The organism is Litoreibacter sp., from assembly GCF_039974535.1.
GTDB lineage: Bacteria > Pseudomonadota > Alphaproteobacteria > Rhodobacterales > Rhodobacteraceae > Litoreibacter.
On record NZ_JBDWIU010000012.1, the window covers coordinates 367,409 to 381,652 of the forward strand.

A 14,244-nucleotide genomic window follows, 5' to 3' on the forward strand; every position below is an offset into this window, starting at 1 on the left:
CTATTGAGAAGCCAAACTACCATTAGGGCAAGCATCATGGCTGAAACGCTACCAAAACCGCGCTCCTTTCAGGAGATCATCATGCGTCTGCAAAACTACTGGGCGGCCAAGGGCTGCGCGGTCATGCAGCCTTACGACATGGAAGTGGGCGCGGGCACGTTCCACCCTGCGACGACGTTGCGATCCTTAGGCTCCACGCCTTGGGCGGCCGCCTACGTGCAGCCGTCGCGCCGCCCCACCGACGGGCGCTATGGCGACAGCCCGAACCGCTGGCAGCACTATTACCAGTACCAAGTGATCATCAAGCCGTCCCCGCCGGATTTGCAGGCGTTGTACCTCGGCTCTCTGGAAGCCATCGGCATCGACATGGGGCTGCACGCCATCCCCTTTGTGGAGCACGACTGGGAAAGCCCGCCGCTTGGCGCATGGGGGCTTGGCTGGGAAGTCTGGTGCGACGGCATGGAGGTGTCGCAGTTCACCTACTTCCAACAGGTCGGCGGGCATGACTGCAAACCTGTCTCGGGCGAGCTGACCTATGGGCTAGAGCGCTTGGCGATGTATGTGCTGGGCTATGACGACGGCAACGAGATGCCGTTCAACGACCCTGACGCGCCGATCCCGTTGACCTACGGCGATGTATTCCGCGAGGCCGAGGCGCAATATGCGCGTTGGAACTTCGACGTGGCCGACACAGACACCCTGTTGCAGCACTTCAAGGACGCGGAGGCCGAATGCGCCCGCATCTTGGCGCTGCCTGCAGACGATCCAAAGACAGGCCGCCGCATCGTCATGGCGCAACCGGCTTACGATCAATGCATCAAGGCGTCCCACCTGTTTAACCTGCTGGACGCGCGTGGGGTAATCTCGGTCACCGAGCGCCAAGCCTACATCGGGCGGGTGCGCACGCTGACGGTCGCTTGTGCGGATGCCTTTGTTCAGACGGCGGCAGGGGGCTACACCCCTGAACCAGCCGCATGAACGGCAAGATAATTGGGATCGGGATCATGGTAATTGCTCTGATAGCGGGCGCGGGCCTCTACTACCTGCAGGTCTACCACTTTTACGATAAGGTGGCGGTCCCCGACGCGGTGGAGTTGGTGTCGGTCTCAAGCGGGGAGCCGGAGGAAATCATCGCCGATGATATCACCGCGATCAACGCGACCTCATCGCCCATCCGCTACCGCGCGTGTTTCAGCACGCCGATGTCGCACTCCCTGCTGACGGAATCCTACGAGTTGGCCCATGGCGCGATCCCTTTGACTGCGCCCGACTGGTTCGACTGCTTCAACGCCACCGAAATTGGTGACGCATTGCAAGACGGCAGCGCCTTGGCGTTCTTGGGCCGCGAGAACATTGAATACGGGGTGGACCGCATTGTGGTCATCTTCGACGACGGGCGCGGCTATGTGTGGCAGCAGCTCAATGATTGCGGGCAAAAGGCCTATGACGGAACAGCCGTCGGCCCCGAATGCCCAGCACGACCGACAGAAAGCAACTGATATGCCTGATCTTCTGATTGAACTCTTTTCTGAAGAAATTCCTGCCCGTATGCAGGGCCGTGCCGCCGAGGATCTTAAAAAGCTAGTCACCAACGGTTTGGTGGAGGCGGGGCTGAGCTATGCCTCCGCTGGTGCCTTCTCGACCCCGCGCCGCTTGGCGCTGTCGGTGGAAGGGCTGCTGGCGGAATCGCCTGCGGTCAAAGAAGAACGCAAAGGCCCCAAGGTCGGCGCACCAGAGCAGGCGATGGCGGGCTTCTTGCGCTCCACCGGCCTGACCCAAGACCAACTGGAAGCTCGCGACGACAAGAAGGGCCAAGTCTGGTTCGCCGTGATCGACAAGCCGGGCCGTCCTGCCGCCGAGATCGTGGCGGAGGTGCTGGAGCACGCCGTGCGCAACTTCCCGTGGCCCAAGTCCATGCGCTGGGGCACAGGCACGCTGCGCTGGGTGCGCCCGCTGCATTCGGTCCTGTGCATCTTGTCCGATGAGGCAGGGGCCGAGGTGGTTGATCTGGACATCGACGGCATCAAATCTGGCGACACTACGCAAGGTCACCGCTTCATGGCGCCGGATGCGTTTTCTGTAACGTCCTTTGAGGATTACACGGTAAAGCTAAAGCGCGCTAAGGTTGTGTTGGACGCCTCCGAGCGGGCTGAACACATCTGGGCCGACGCCACCAATCAGGCCTTCGCGCAGGGCATGGAAGTGGTCGAAGATCGCGGGCTTTTGGCCGAGGTTGCAGGGCTGGTGGAATGGCCTGTCGTGTTGATGGGCAAGATCGAGGAGCAGTTCTTGGACCTGCCTGCCGAGGTCCTCAAGACCTCGATGAAAGAGCATCAGAAGTTCTTCTCGGTGAAGAACCCCAAAACGGGCCGGATCGAGCAATATGTGACCGTCGCCAACATCGAGACCGCTGACCAAGGGGCCACCATTCTGGCGGGCAACGGGCGGGTTCTGTCTGCGCGTTTGGCCGATGGGGCGTTCTTCTGGGAAAACGATCTGCGCATCGCCAAGGGTGACAAAATGCAGCCGTGGATCGACGCGCTGGAGAACGTGACCTTCCACAACAAGCTGGGCAGCCAAAAAGAACGTATCGAGCGCATTGCCGCCTTGGCGCGCGAGATCGCACCTGCTGTGGGCGCTGATCCTGATCTGGCAGAGCAGGCGGCGCGTGTCGCCAAGGCCGATCTGTCCTCCGAGATGGTGTATGAATTCCCAGAGCTGCAAGGCCTGATGGGCCGCTACTACGCGGATGCCGCAGGGATGCCGCCCGAAGTGGGTGCTGCTTGTGAAGAGCATTATTCGCCCTTGGGGCCGTCAGATGATGTGCCGACTGCGCCCGTTTCGGTTGCGGTGGCATTGGCCGATAAGATCGACCTGCTGACAGGGTTCTGGGCGATTGACGAGAAGCCTACAGGTTCGAAAGACCCGTTTGCACTGCGCCGTGCGGCGTTGGGTGTTATTCGGTTGGTGTTGGAGAATGATGTTCAGGTAAACCTACTTCCGCAACTTGGATGGTCGACTTCACTTAACCGCTTTCAATTGATGGTAAACGAAGCAGTAGCTTCTCAAGACATTCAAACCGCTGATGAGCACAAAAAAGCAGGTGTAGAGGGGCGCTTTAAGAAAGGTCCACATGACGAAGTCGATCTTGACCTCCTCTCCTTCTTCCACGACCGCCTCAAAGTCTTCCTCAAAGACAAGGGCGTGCGTCATGACATTATCGACGCCTGTATCGCCATGGAAGGCAGCGACGATCTGAACCTTTTGGTGAAACGGGCCGAGGCACTGTCAGAGGCGTTGAAAACTGATGACGGTGAAAACCTGATCCAAGGGTTCAAGCGCGCCAACAACATCCTGTCGAAGGAAGAAGAGAAAGACGGCGTGTCCTACGAGTTGGACCCTGACCTCAAGTTCGCCGAAAGCGACGAGGAGAAGGCCCTGTTCAAAGCGCTCGACACCGCCGAAGCCGTGATCAAACCGGCGATGGAGCAGGGCGACTTCGCCAAAGCCATGGCTGCGATGGCGCAGCTTCGCGGGCCGATTGACGCGTTCTTCAATGCGGTTCAGGTGAATGACGACAACCAGATCGTACGCCGTAACCGCTTGTGTTTGTTGCACCGTATCCGTGTGATTTGCGGCGGGGTGGCTGATTTGACGAAGGTCGAAGGGTAACAGTTTTAGCAATTCGCTAAGTCAAATACGCGACACGCTTGCGTGACGCGTGATCTGCCCTATGCTGCGCCGCAGTATGTTGGACTACTTGAACTTTGAGCTGATTACGCCCACTGCGGCGCTCCACGGCAAGCGGCATGGCGCGCGGGCGAAATGCCTGCAGCGCCTGATCCGTCTAGATATGCCTGTGCCCGACACGGTGGCCATCTCGGCGGAGACCGTGCGCGCGATCGCAGGTGGGCAGCAGCCCGACATGAAGGAACTGCTGGACTATTTTGGCAGTTGGCCTGTGATGTCCGTGCGCTCCTCACCGGTGCAGACCGATTGGGGCGGGCCGGGTACCATTCTTAACATCGGCATGAACCGCGCGAATGAGGCTTTCTTTGCCTCTCGCCTTGGGGCGGACGCTGCGGCTGCATTGCACCTGAAGTTTATCCGTGCCTACGCGGTAGATGTGGATCGCCTAGACGACGAAATTTTCGACATCCCCGACCTGACTGTTGAGATGGCTCTTCACGCCTATGAAGACGAAACCGACGAAGCCTTCCCGCAAGACGTGGAGACGCAGCTTTTCAACGTGCTGAAATCCATGGCGCGGGCGTGGGAGGGGACCTCCGCGCGATTGCTGCGCATGTCCAAAGGCGCCCCAGAGGATGCGGGGCTGGGGCTTATTGTTCAGCGCATGGCCTTCGGGATGGGTAAGGGCGAAAGTGGCTCCGGTGTCATCCAGTTTATCGATTCTGACAGTGGCGACGCACAAGAGGTTGGTCGCTACATGCGTCAAAGCCAAGGGCGCGACGCGCTAAGTGGCAAGCAAGACGACACCATGTTCTTGACCCGTGATCCACGCGGCAGGTCGCTGGAAGAATGCCAGCCTGAGGTTTTTCAAGAACTGTGCCGCTTGGGTGATGTTGCCCGCGTGGGCCTGCGCCAAGAAATGCAGATCGAGTTCACCCTTGAGGGGGGCAACTTGTATATCCTTGACGCGCTGAGCACGCCGCGCAGCTCGCGTGCTGATGTGGCGGTGGCTGTTCAGCTAGCCAATGACGAGATCATCTCGCGTGAAGATGCGGTGCTGCGGATAGAACCTGGTGCTATTTCGGAGCTGCTGCACCAACAAGTCGCCCCTGATGCTGTGCGCGACCTGCTTGCGGGTGGGATTGCCGCCAGTCCGGGCGCTGCAACAGGCAAGTTGGTGTTTGATGCGTTCTCGGCGCAAACGGCTGCCGCGCAAAACGAAGCTTGTATTTTGGTCCGTCGCGAAACCAGCCCAGAAGACGTACGCGGTATGCACGCCGCCAAGGGTATTCTGACCGAGCGGGGCGGGGCCAACGGCCACGCAGCTGTGATTGCCCGCGGCCTTGGCTTACCTTGTGTGGCGGGGGCCACCGACATTCATGTGAACTCCAAAGCCCGTACAATGAAGACCACAGATGGCCGCATTTTTGCCGAAGGGGCCATTGTGACCTTGGACGGCACCAACGGACAGGTGCTTGCTGGCGCCGTGCCATTGAAGGAGGCGGGGCTAAGCGGCGCATTCCGCGAATTGCTAACTTGGGCTGACGAGTTGCGCGACATCGGTGTGCGGGCCAACGCCGATACGCCCGAGGACGCTGAGGCCGCAGGTTTGTTTAACGCGGAAGGCATTGGGCTTTGCCGCACCGAGCATATGTTCTTCGGCGAAGACCGCCTGACGGTGTTGCGCGAAGCGATTTTTGCCGAAGCCACGGAGGACCGCGCAGCAGCCCTGTCACGCCTGTTACCAATGCAGCGCGAAGACTTCCGAGACATGTTCCGCATCATGGCGCCGCGGCCCGTTTGCGTACGTCTGTTTGACCCGCCATTGCACGAGTTCTTGCCGTCCACCCGCGCGGGCATTGTCGAGCTGGCTGATGCAATGAACATGAGCGCGCGCGAGGCACAGGCCCGTATTGATGATCTCTCCGAAGTGAACCCGATGCTGGGTATGCGCGGCGTGCGCTTGGGGATCACGATCCCCGAGATATACGAGATGCAAGCACGGGCGATTTTTGAGGCCATGATCGAAGCGTCCTCGGAAGGGGCGAGCGTCATGCCGGAGATCATGATCCCGCTGGTTTCGGCCAAGCGTGAGGTGGAAATCATCAAGTCCCGCATCGATGCCGTCGCGGCCGACGTGATGAGCGAGACCGGCAAGACCTTGGAATACCGCTTTGGCGTCATGGTTGAGACACCGCGCGCGGCACTTCGGGCGGGCGACATCGCCACCCACGCAAGCTTCCTAAGTTTCGGGACCAACGACATGACCCAAATGACCTACGGGTTGTCGCGCGATGACGCGGGGCGGTTCATGTCGGATTACGTTAACCAAGGTGTCTTTGAAGAAGACCCGTTCTTGGCGTTGGATCAAGATGGGGTTGGTGAGCTGTTGCAACTGGCCTCAGAGCGGGGACGGAAGGTGCGCTCCAAGCTCACATTATCGGTGTGTGGAGAGCACGGAGGCGACCCCGAGAGTATCGCTTTTTGCCGCTCGTTGGGGATGGATTATGTGTCCTGCTCACCATACCGGGTGCCCGTCGCGAGGCTTGCGGCTGCGCAGCTAGCGATTCGCGCTCCATTGGAAGAAGACGATGTTTTCGAGTTCCCCGAAGACGACGGGTTTGTTCCGACTTAAACAAAATACACAATATGTAGATGAATATTCTTGTTTTTAAGGCGAATTGACGCGAGTCGCGTCGGATGGGTGGATTCCTTAACCAACACCTATTAAATCCCGCCTCTGATGGTCAGCTAGGGCCAGTGTAGATGGGGCACGGCCCCAAGGCAGTGAGTGATGATGTTTCGTAGCGTTGCAATGAAAGCGGCTGGCGCGCTGTGCCTGATTTGGACAGGCGGTTTTGCATCTGCTGAAGGGACCGCTTCTGGCGGCTCATTGGCCTTTAACTCTGCCCTGCTTAAGGCCGAAAAAGTTAACCAAGAAGGTCTGGCGTCATTGCGGCCGGAACGCTTGGTTAAGATTTCTACACCCATCGGTCGCAGGGGCGCTGGAAACGGCCAACTGATCACGGATGCGAAGACCTTAAATGCGCTGCCAGCAGCCACGGGTGGCCCAGAATGGCGCTGTCTGTCAGAGGCGCTGTACTTTGAGGCACGCGGCGAAACCGTTAAAGGTCAGATCGCTGTTGCCGAAGTTATATTGAACCGCGTGTCATCTTCGCGGTTCCCCGACACCGTTTGTGGTGTGATCCACCAAGGAACAGGGCGCAAATTTGCCTGCCAGTTCACCTACACATGCGACGGGAAACCTGAGAGGATCACCGAACCTTCAGCATTTTCCCGTGTCGGTAAGATCGCACGCATGATGCTTAGTGGCGCGCCGCGCAACTTGGCGGGTGGGGCCACGTTCTATCACACCACTGCTGTGAACCCACGCTGGGCCTCCAAGTTCCGCCGTACAGCACGACATGGGGTGCACCTGTTCTACGCGCGCTCCTAAGCCTCGTAGATCGTCGCAAATAGGTCGCAAATGGGCTGTTGCTTCACAGGCTTCGCCTGCTAGAGAGCGCATAACACTGCCCCGCGACTGGAAGGCCCGCAGCATGAGTTCTGATATTCGATTGGCATTCGCGCACCCAAGTGAACGCGCCGAGGCGACCTCCGGCAATGAGTTACGCGACCGGATTTCCCTACGTGACCACATTCGCGAGGTGGAGATCGGTGCCTTCCAACAAGAACGCGGCACCTTGCAACGCATATGCTTCAACATCGTGGTCGAGGTCCAATTGCCCGAATTGACTGGGGCAGGCGGGGTGGACGACGATGTGGACAAGATCTTGTCCTACGATACCATCACCGAAGCCATTGACCGCGAACTGCAAGCAGAACGTCTGAATTTGCTGGAAACCTTGGCCGCGAAAGTGGCTGAGGACATCCTTGCAGACCCGCTGGCTGCTCGGGTTTTCGTGCGCATCGAAAAACTAGACCGTGGACCCGGAGCCCTTGGCGTGGAAATCGTGCGCGACCGCGAGATGTTGGCGAGCGTGGCGGACGTCGTGATGGAAGCCGCCCCATTGGTTGCATACCTTGGCAACGATGTGATTGCGTCCGACGATTTGGGCAAAGTGCTGGACGTGCTGGAGAACGCAAATGCCCCCGTGGTCCTATGCGTGCCAATGGGGCAGGCACTTGCGCCACAAGCGTCGAACCCCGCTGCGCAACGGCGGATCGATCTTTTGGCGCTAGAGCAAAACGCGTGGATGCTGGCGGCGCGTGACCGCCGCTGCGTGGTGGTCTCGACGCGCACCGAACTGGATTGGGCGATCAAGCAGAACCAAATGAGCGTTTGGGCCCCTTCGAAGCTGGTTTTGGACGCGACGGGCGGCTCGGAGGTCGACACACGCGACGCGGTTGCATTGACGCAGTGGCTTGCCAAGGAATTTGACGCGACCCGCGTGATTTCCATCGGCGAGATGGCCCAAGGGGCCGGTAATGTTCTAAGCGTGGATGAGGTATTGGCCCCGCGCGACTTGCTGGGGTAGCTTGGGGCTATGACCATCTATTACCGCCCGATCGTTCAAATGGACGCAAAAATGCCCACCGACGCTGTGCTTTTGCACGGTGGTCCATTGTGGTTTGATCGGGTGGAACCATTAGAGCGAGGGGTTCGCCATGGGTTGATGCCCGCCTCCGAGTTGCCGTCGGCATCGCTAGATGTGCTCAGCGCGCCCAGAACGCTACCGGGGTTGCCCAAGGACCGCGCGGCGATCATGGGGGTGCTGAATGTCACGCCGGACAGCTTTTCGGACGGAGGGAAGTTCACATCCTCAAAGGCGGCCGTTGAGCATGCGCAAGCGATGATCGCACAGGGCGCAAATGTCATCGATATTGGCGGAGAAAGCACTCGGCCCGGTGCTGCCTTTGTGCCGGAAGACAAGGAAGTCGCGCGAACCGCTCCCGTGATAGCGGCGCTGCGTGCTGCAGGTATTGAGGTGCCGATTTCAATCGATACGCGCAAGGCCGCCGTGGCGCAGGCCGCGTTGTCGGCTGGGGCGACGATGCTCAATGATGTGTCCGCGATGCATTACGACAGTGCTATGGCCGAAGTGGCGCGGCGCAGTCGGGCGCCCATCTGCCTCATGCACGCGCAAGGCGATCCCAAAACCATGCAAGAAAACCCGCAATACGACAATGTGGTGCTGGATGTGTTCGACCATCTGGCCGAGCGGGTGGAGGTGGCCATTGCCGCTGGCGTGGCCAAGGAGCGCATCATTGTCGATCCGGGCATCGGCTTTGGAAAGACCCAAGCGCATAATTTGGCGCTGATCCGAAACTTAAGCCTGTTTCACACGTTGGGGTGCTCGGTCCTGCTTGGTGTGTCACGTAAACGTTTCATCGGTAACATTGGTGGGGCGGAACGGGCGGAGGACCGCGCATCTGGGTCGGTCTCACTGGCGTTAAGTGGCCTTATGCAGGGTGTTCATATTGTTCGTGCACATGATATAGATGAACATAGGCAAGCCTTCGCTTTATGGCGGGCACTGCACGCACAATAGAAATCTTCGCGAAACCAATCGCGGGAACAAAGACAGGATTACCGCCCATGGCACGTAAATTCTTTGGCACTGACGGTGTCCGCGGTCGCGCAAACGTCTACCCGATGACCGCTGAGATGGCGTTGAAGCTTGGGGCGGCTGCTGGTCGCTATTTTCGCAAGGGTAAAGGCCGCCACCGTGTGGTTATCGGCAAGGACACACGGCTGTCGGGATACATGTTCGAGACGGCGCTGACGGCTGGATTTACCTCTACGGGGATGGATGTGTTGCTGTTGTCGCCTGTGCCGACCCCTGCGGTTGGGATGTTGACGACCTCTATGCGCGCGGATGTGGGGGTGATGATCTCGGCCTCGCATAACCCACATTACGACAATGGCATCAAGTTCTTTGGGCCTGATGGCTTTAAACTGTCGGACGAGGATGAGATGGCGATTGAAGCCTTGCTAGACGAGGAAATCCGACCCGCACAATCTGAAAACATCGGCCGCGCCAAACATATCTATGATGGTCGCTTTCGTTATGGCGAGCGGGTGAAATCCACCTTGCCTTATGGCATGACCCTCAAGGGTCTCAAGGTGGTGATCGATTGCGCCAATGGGGCAGCCTATAAAACGGCGCCGGAAGTCCTGTGGGAGTTGGGCGCGGAAGTGATCCCCGTGGGGGTGTCGCCAAACGGCTATAATATCAACGAAGGCTGTGGCTCCACCAATGTGACCACTGCCGCCGAGGCCGTTGTGGCCCATGATGCGGATGTGGGTATTTGCCTGGACGGTGACGCGGACCGTGTGATGATCTTGGATGAGACCGGGGCCGTGGCCGACGGGGACCAGTTGATGGCTTTGATGGCCACCAGATGGGCTGAGGAGGGCCGGTTGAAGGGCGGCGCTTTGGTGGCCACCGTCATGAGTAACCTCGGACTTGAGCGCCACCTAGAAAGTAAAGGTCTGCGTCTTGAGCGCACCAATGTCGGTGACCGCTATGTGGTCGAGCGGATGCGCGAAGGTGGCTACAATCTAGGCGGAGAGCAATCGGGCCACATCGTAATGACCGACTATGCAACAACCGGCGACGGCTTGGTTGCGGGGCTTCAATTCTTAGTTGCCATGAAGCAGCTGAATAAACCTGCAAGCGCCTTGGTCTCGCAATTTGAGCGCTGCCCGCAGTTGCTGGAAAATGTGCGTTACGGCGCGGGGCAATTGCCACTCGATGATGCCAGTGTGAAGGCCGCGATTGCGGAGGCAGAGACGGCGTTGGTCGGCAATGGCCGCTTACTGATCCGCAAGTCGGGCACCGAGCCGTTGATCCGTGTCATGGCGGAATGCGAAGATGAAACCAAGCTGACGCAGGTTGTTGGCAGCGTCGTGCAGGCCGTTCAAGCCGCTACCGCTTAAACATCGAAGTCAAGGCGCGAGACTGGCTGATGGCGATGCCTGTCAAGATGATCGCCAACGCTAAAAATAGTTGTGAGGGAAGGGTTTCCCCCATGAAGCTCACCCCAAGTATTACCGACCAGATTGGCACCTGATAGCTGGTCAGGCTCATGAATAACGAGCCTGCGGTGGTGATAACACGCACGCGAATGACGGCGGCCAATGCGGTTGGGAATAAGGCTGCGTAAATCAGTGCGGTGGTGGGTTGTGCAGGGAAGCTGTTAGGCCAGCCTTCGGTGACGGCAGCGATTGGGATCAAAACGGCGGCGGCCACAACCAAACTCGCAGTGGCAAATGCAATCGGTGGCATCTTTGGCGCGCGGCGGGTGACGACCGACCCGCTGGCATAGCATCCAGCGGCGGCAAGGCAGGCGAGACGCCCGAGCCATTCGTTCTCGTGCCCCGTGGAGGCGGCGGCACCGGGTCCTACCAATATGAATAGCCCGACAAATCCCAACAACATACCGATGACGCGGCGCGGCCCGATGCCTTCTTCTTTTGAGAAGATGTAGACCAGCGGCAAAACCAGCAGGGGCACCGCGCCCATGGCGACGCCAGCAAAGGCGGAAGGGATGAATTGCTGGCCCCAGCTCAGCATTCCAAAGGGCAGGGCAACAGCGCCTACGCCTATGATGATGGCGAAAAACCAAGCCCGTGCGGATGGGATTGTTTGCAGGCCTTGCCCCAAGAATGCGCCGATGACCCCGAGGGTCGCACCTCCTATGCCAGTCCGCCAAGCAGCTACAGTCCACGGCCCGAACCCGTCCAAGGACAGGCGTACGGACATGAAGGCGCCGCCCCAGATGATGCCAAGGACGATGACGAGGAGCCAGTTCAACAGGCCGGGGTTTTCGGGGGATGGGGTGCTCATGGGGTAATCGGTAAATGAAAAAGGCGCCTCTTGCGAGACGCCTTTTCCGATTTCAGCCACAGTTCGGTCGGAGCCGAACCTTGCGGGCTTAGTTCTTCGCTTTGTCGACCATTTTGCCAGCGGAGATCCACGGCATCATGTCACGCAGTTTGCCACCGACAACTTCGATCTGGTGCTCGTCGTTCGCGCGGCGCGACGATTTGATGGTTGGCTGGCCAACGGCGTTCTCAAGCATGAAGTCACGAACGAATTTGCCGGACTGAATGTCGCTGAGAACAGCTTTCATACGCGCCTTGGTCTCGTCGTAAGGCAAGATGCGCGGACCGGATACGTACTGGCCGTACTCGGCTGTGTTGGAGATCGAGTAGTCCATGTTGGCGATGCCGCCTTCATAGATCAGGTCCACGATCAGCTTGGTTTCGTGCAGGCACTCGAAGTAAGCCATTTCGGGCTCGTAACCAGCTTCCACAAGGGTCTCAAAGCCCATGCGGATCAGCTCAACGATACCGCCACACAGAACGGCTTGCTCGCCGAACAGGTCGGTTTCGCACTCTTCGCGGAAGTCAGTCTCGATGATGCCGGAACGACCACCGCCGATGCCGGAGCAATACGACAGGCCGATTTCCAGCGCTTTGCCGGATGCGTCTTTGTCAACAGCAACAAGGCAAGGCACGCCGCCGCCCTTGGTGAATTCGCCGCGAACCGTGTGGCCCGGACCTTTTGGCGCCATCATGATGACGTCGATGCCTTCTTTAGGCTCGATCAGGCCGAAGTGTACGTTCAACCCGTGGGCGAACGCGATTGCAGCGCCTTCACGGATGTTGTCGTGCACGTATTTCTTGTATGTTTCAGCCTGCAATTCGTCGGGCATGGTGAACATGATGACGTCGGCCCAAGCTGCGGCTTCGGAAATTTCCATAACCTTCAGGCCTTCGCCTTCGGCTTTCGCTTTGGAGGAGGAGCCTTCGCGCAGTGCTACGACAAGGTTCTTCGCGCCAGAGTCGCGCAGGTTCAGCGCGTGGGCGTGGCCTTGGGAGCCATAGCCAAGGATGGCAACTTTTTTGTCTTTGATCAGGTTAACATCGCAATCGCGATCGTAGTAAACGCGCATGTCGGGCGTCCTCATGGTTGGTTTCGATTGGGGGCCAACATATAGGCTGGGGCATAAGGTGCTAGAGTTGAAGTGATGGTATGTCTTCACAATATACACTCTAGTATTCGCCTTTGCGATCTTATATTAAAAATTCATGCTTGATGACGTTGATCGCCGCCTTTTGCGCTATTTACAATCCGATCCGACCGCACCTGTGTCGGAGCTGGCGGAGCGCTGCGCGATGCAACCCGCAACCGCCGCACGACGTCTCGACAAGCTCACCGCCAAGGGCATCCTGAAAGGGCAGCACGCGGTGATTGATTGGTCCAAGCTTGGCTTCGCGGTTGAGGTCTCTTTGCGCTTCACGCTTGATAAAACCGCCCCGCGGGCCTTTGACGATTTCCAAGATGCCGCCCGCAAAATTCCTGAGGTGATCGCCATTCAGACCTTCCTTGGCCGTGTCGATGTGCGCCTGTCGGTGATCGCTCGCGACATGGCGCATTACCAAAGCCTGTACCGCAACCACATCCTGACCCTGCCACATATCGCGGAGTTGGAGGCCTTGATGCATGTGGCCACCATCAAGGCCACCGAGACACTACCGATATGAGGGGGCTGATATGAGCTGGGACACCACAGATTTCGCCATCCTGCGCGCTCTTGGGGCCGATGCGACCTTAAGTGCGGGGGCGTTGGGGCGCGAATTAGGCCTCAGCCAGCCCGCCACATGGCGGCGGATCAAGCGGTTGCAAGACGAAGGCGTGTTGGCCGGCCGTCGCGTTGATCTGGACGCAGAGGCGCTTGGCTTCGGGGTGACGGTGTTCCTTGGGGTGAAGCTCGCCACCAAAGGTCGCGTCAGCCTAGAGGATTTCGAGCGCGCGGTGACGGCCATCCCAGAGGTGCAAACCGTGCAACACGTGTTGGGCCTCTATGATTACCGCCTGCGCGTGGTCGCCCGCGACCTGTCCGACTTCGAGCGCGTGTTGCGCCGCCGCGTCATGACCTTGCCGGGGGTAGGGGATGTGGAAGCCAACGTGTTGCTGAGCGAGGAGCGGTTAGCGGGGCCGTTGTGAGTTAGGAAGCCTTGTCGATGTCTTGTGTTGAGATGTTGCTCAATCTAGCTTGAGAACGGAGAGGTTCGTATGGCTAACATAAAACACAATAGACCTCAGTTGCGCTTATCAGACAATATCAGTCGCGAGCTACGTCGCCTTGGGCAAACCGTTTCTCTTCAAGCAGAAGTAAAAGGCATTGCATGTGATACTCGAATGCCAAGTTTGCCCGAGAGCATTTTAGTAGATTTGCATAGTTTTCTTGTAGCGTGCGCTGAACTTACCGAGGCGACCAGTAATTTTGTGAAAACAGTTATCAATTCGAGCAAAAAACGAAAGACAGGTAAAGCCACCTTAATTTCAACTCGTAGCCAGCGCGACTCTGCCGCAGATGAACTAGTCTTCGCTGCAACCAAGTTGAGTCCTTCCGAGATTAAGGAATTCAGCAGTTGGTGTAAGTGGCTAGAACGAGGTGCCATCAAAAGGAAAGACATTTTGTTTCTCGACATTGTATTTGAGGAGGGATTAAAGGCTGCGTTTGATCGCGCACTGGAGACGTGACAGAATGACCTCTTCCCTCGATTAATTTTCTTCG

General features: G+C 58.4%; 13 protein-coding genes. 11 read left to right on the top strand and 2 right to left on the bottom strand.

Features of this window, described 5'->3' with window-relative positions; genetic code table 11:
- Positions 1 to 36: 36 nt before the first annotated feature.
- From ABJN86_RS14795 to glmM, 8 genes are all read left to right on the top strand, one after another.
- Positions 37 to 978, top strand: a complete 942-nt coding sequence (locus ABJN86_RS14795; protein ID WP_348432278.1) for a glycine--tRNA ligase subunit alpha — start codon at positions 37 to 39, stop codon at positions 976 to 978.
- The gene (locus ABJN86_RS14800; protein ID WP_348363215.1) at positions 975 to 1,499 is read left to right on the top strand and encodes a DUF6446 family protein; all 525 of its coding nucleotides are present in this window, start codon (positions 975 to 977) and stop codon (positions 1,497 to 1,499) included. Before ABJN86_RS14795 ends, ABJN86_RS14800 begins: the two co-directional genes overlap by 4 nt.
- A 1-nt stretch (position 1,500) precedes the next feature.
- Entirely contained in the window at positions 1,501 to 3,672 is a 2,172-nt protein-coding gene (glyS, locus tag ABJN86_RS14805) for a glycine--tRNA ligase subunit beta (RefSeq protein ID WP_348363213.1), read from the top strand.
- Positions 3,673 to 3,733: 61 nt separating this feature from the next.
- Positions 3,734 to 6,325 carry a putative PEP-binding protein gene (locus tag ABJN86_RS14810; protein WP_348363211.1) on the top strand — a complete coding sequence of 864 codons (2,592 nt, stop codon included), beginning with the start codon at positions 3,734 to 3,736 and terminating at the stop codon, positions 6,323 to 6,325.
- Between the two features lie 159 nt (positions 6,326 to 6,484).
- Positions 6,485 to 7,147, top strand: coding sequence for a cell wall hydrolase (locus ABJN86_RS14815; RefSeq protein ID WP_348363209.1), 663 nt, complete (start codon positions 6,485 to 6,487; stop codon positions 7,145 to 7,147).
- Positions 7,148 to 7,250: 103 nt separating this feature from the next.
- On the top strand, positions 7,251 to 8,189 hold the full coding sequence (locus tag ABJN86_RS14820; RefSeq protein ID WP_348363208.1) for a dihydroneopterin aldolase: 939 nt from the start codon (positions 7,251 to 7,253) through the stop codon (positions 8,187 to 8,189).
- Positions 8,190 to 8,198: 9 nt separating this feature from the next.
- Positions 8,199 to 9,203, top strand: coding sequence for a dihydropteroate synthase (folP, locus tag ABJN86_RS14825; RefSeq protein ID WP_348363206.1), 1,005 nt, complete (start codon positions 8,199 to 8,201; stop codon positions 9,201 to 9,203).
- A gap of 47 nt (positions 9,204 to 9,250) precedes the next feature.
- Positions 9,251 to 10,594: a phosphoglucosamine mutase gene (glmM, locus tag ABJN86_RS14830; RefSeq protein WP_348363205.1), complete on the top strand. Its 1,344-nt coding sequence runs from the start codon at positions 9,251 to 9,253 to the stop codon at positions 10,592 to 10,594.
- Here the strand turns inward: glmM and ABJN86_RS14835 are convergent.
- Positions 10,584 to 11,504 (bottom strand): DMT family transporter, encoded by a 921-nt coding sequence (locus ABJN86_RS14835; protein WP_348363203.1) that lies wholly within the window; start codon positions 11,502 to 11,504, stop codon positions 10,584 to 10,586. The genes glmM and ABJN86_RS14835 overlap by 11 nt on opposite strands.
- An 88-nt stretch (positions 11,505 to 11,592) precedes the next feature.
- Positions 11,593 to 12,615, bottom strand: a complete 1,023-nt coding sequence (gene ilvC / locus ABJN86_RS14840) for a ketol-acid reductoisomerase (RefSeq protein WP_348363202.1) — start codon at positions 12,613 to 12,615, stop codon at positions 11,593 to 11,595.
- Positions 12,616 to 12,751: 136 nt separating this feature from the next.
- Between ilvC and ABJN86_RS14845 the strand changes: the two genes are divergently transcribed.
- The 3 genes from ABJN86_RS14845 to ABJN86_RS14855 all read left to right on the top strand — a co-directional run bounded on the left by ABJN86_RS14845 (position 12,752) and on the right by ABJN86_RS14855 (position 14,210).
- Entirely contained in the window at positions 12,752 to 13,207 is a 456-nt protein-coding gene (locus tag ABJN86_RS14845; protein WP_348363201.1) for an Lrp/AsnC family transcriptional regulator, read from the top strand.
- Positions 13,208 to 13,217: 10 nt separating this feature from the next.
- The gene (locus ABJN86_RS14850) at positions 13,218 to 13,670 is read left to right on the top strand and encodes an Lrp/AsnC family transcriptional regulator (protein WP_348363199.1); all 453 of its coding nucleotides are present in this window, start codon (positions 13,218 to 13,220) and stop codon (positions 13,668 to 13,670) included.
- 69 nt (positions 13,671 to 13,739) lie between these two features.
- Positions 13,740 to 14,210, top strand: coding sequence for a hypothetical protein (locus ABJN86_RS14855; protein ID WP_348363198.1), 471 nt, complete (start codon positions 13,740 to 13,742; stop codon positions 14,208 to 14,210).
- The last annotated feature ends 34 nt before the right edge of the window (positions 14,211 to 14,244 follow it).

Coding starts and splice junctions, on each gene's coding strand:
- ABJN86_RS14845 (WP_348363201.1), top strand. CDS start 12,752: ATGCTTGATGACGTTGATCGCCGCCTTTTGCGCTATTTACAATCCGAT.
- ABJN86_RS14795 (WP_348432278.1), top strand. CDS start 37: ATGGCTGAAACGCTACCAAAACCGCGCTCCTTTCAGGAGATCATCATG.
- ilvC (WP_348363202.1), bottom strand. CDS start 12,615: ATGCGCGTTTACTACGATCGCGATTGCGATGTTAACCTGATCAAAGAC.
- ABJN86_RS14815 (WP_348363209.1), top strand. CDS start 6,485: ATGATGTTTCGTAGCGTTGCAATGAAAGCGGCTGGCGCGCTGTGCCTG.
- folP (WP_348363206.1), top strand. CDS start 8,199: ATGACCATCTATTACCGCCCGATCGTTCAAATGGACGCAAAAATGCCC.
- glmM (WP_348363205.1), top strand. CDS start 9,251: ATGGCACGTAAATTCTTTGGCACTGACGGTGTCCGCGGTCGCGCAAAC.
- ABJN86_RS14855 (WP_348363198.1), top strand. CDS start 13,740: ATGGCTAACATAAAACACAATAGACCTCAGTTGCGCTTATCAGACAAT.
- ABJN86_RS14800 (WP_348363215.1), top strand. CDS start 975: ATGAACGGCAAGATAATTGGGATCGGGATCATGGTAATTGCTCTGATA.
- ABJN86_RS14835 (WP_348363203.1), bottom strand. CDS start 11,504: ATGAGCACCCCATCCCCCGAAAACCCCGGCCTGTTGAACTGGCTCCTC.
- ABJN86_RS14810 (WP_348363211.1), top strand. CDS start 3,734: ATGCTGCGCCGCAGTATGTTGGACTACTTGAACTTTGAGCTGATTACG.
- ABJN86_RS14820 (WP_348363208.1), top strand. CDS start 7,251: ATGAGTTCTGATATTCGATTGGCATTCGCGCACCCAAGTGAACGCGCC.
- glyS (WP_348363213.1), top strand. CDS start 1,501: ATGCCTGATCTTCTGATTGAACTCTTTTCTGAAGAAATTCCTGCCCGT.
- ABJN86_RS14850 (WP_348363199.1), top strand. CDS start 13,218: ATGAGCTGGGACACCACAGATTTCGCCATCCTGCGCGCTCTTGGGGCC.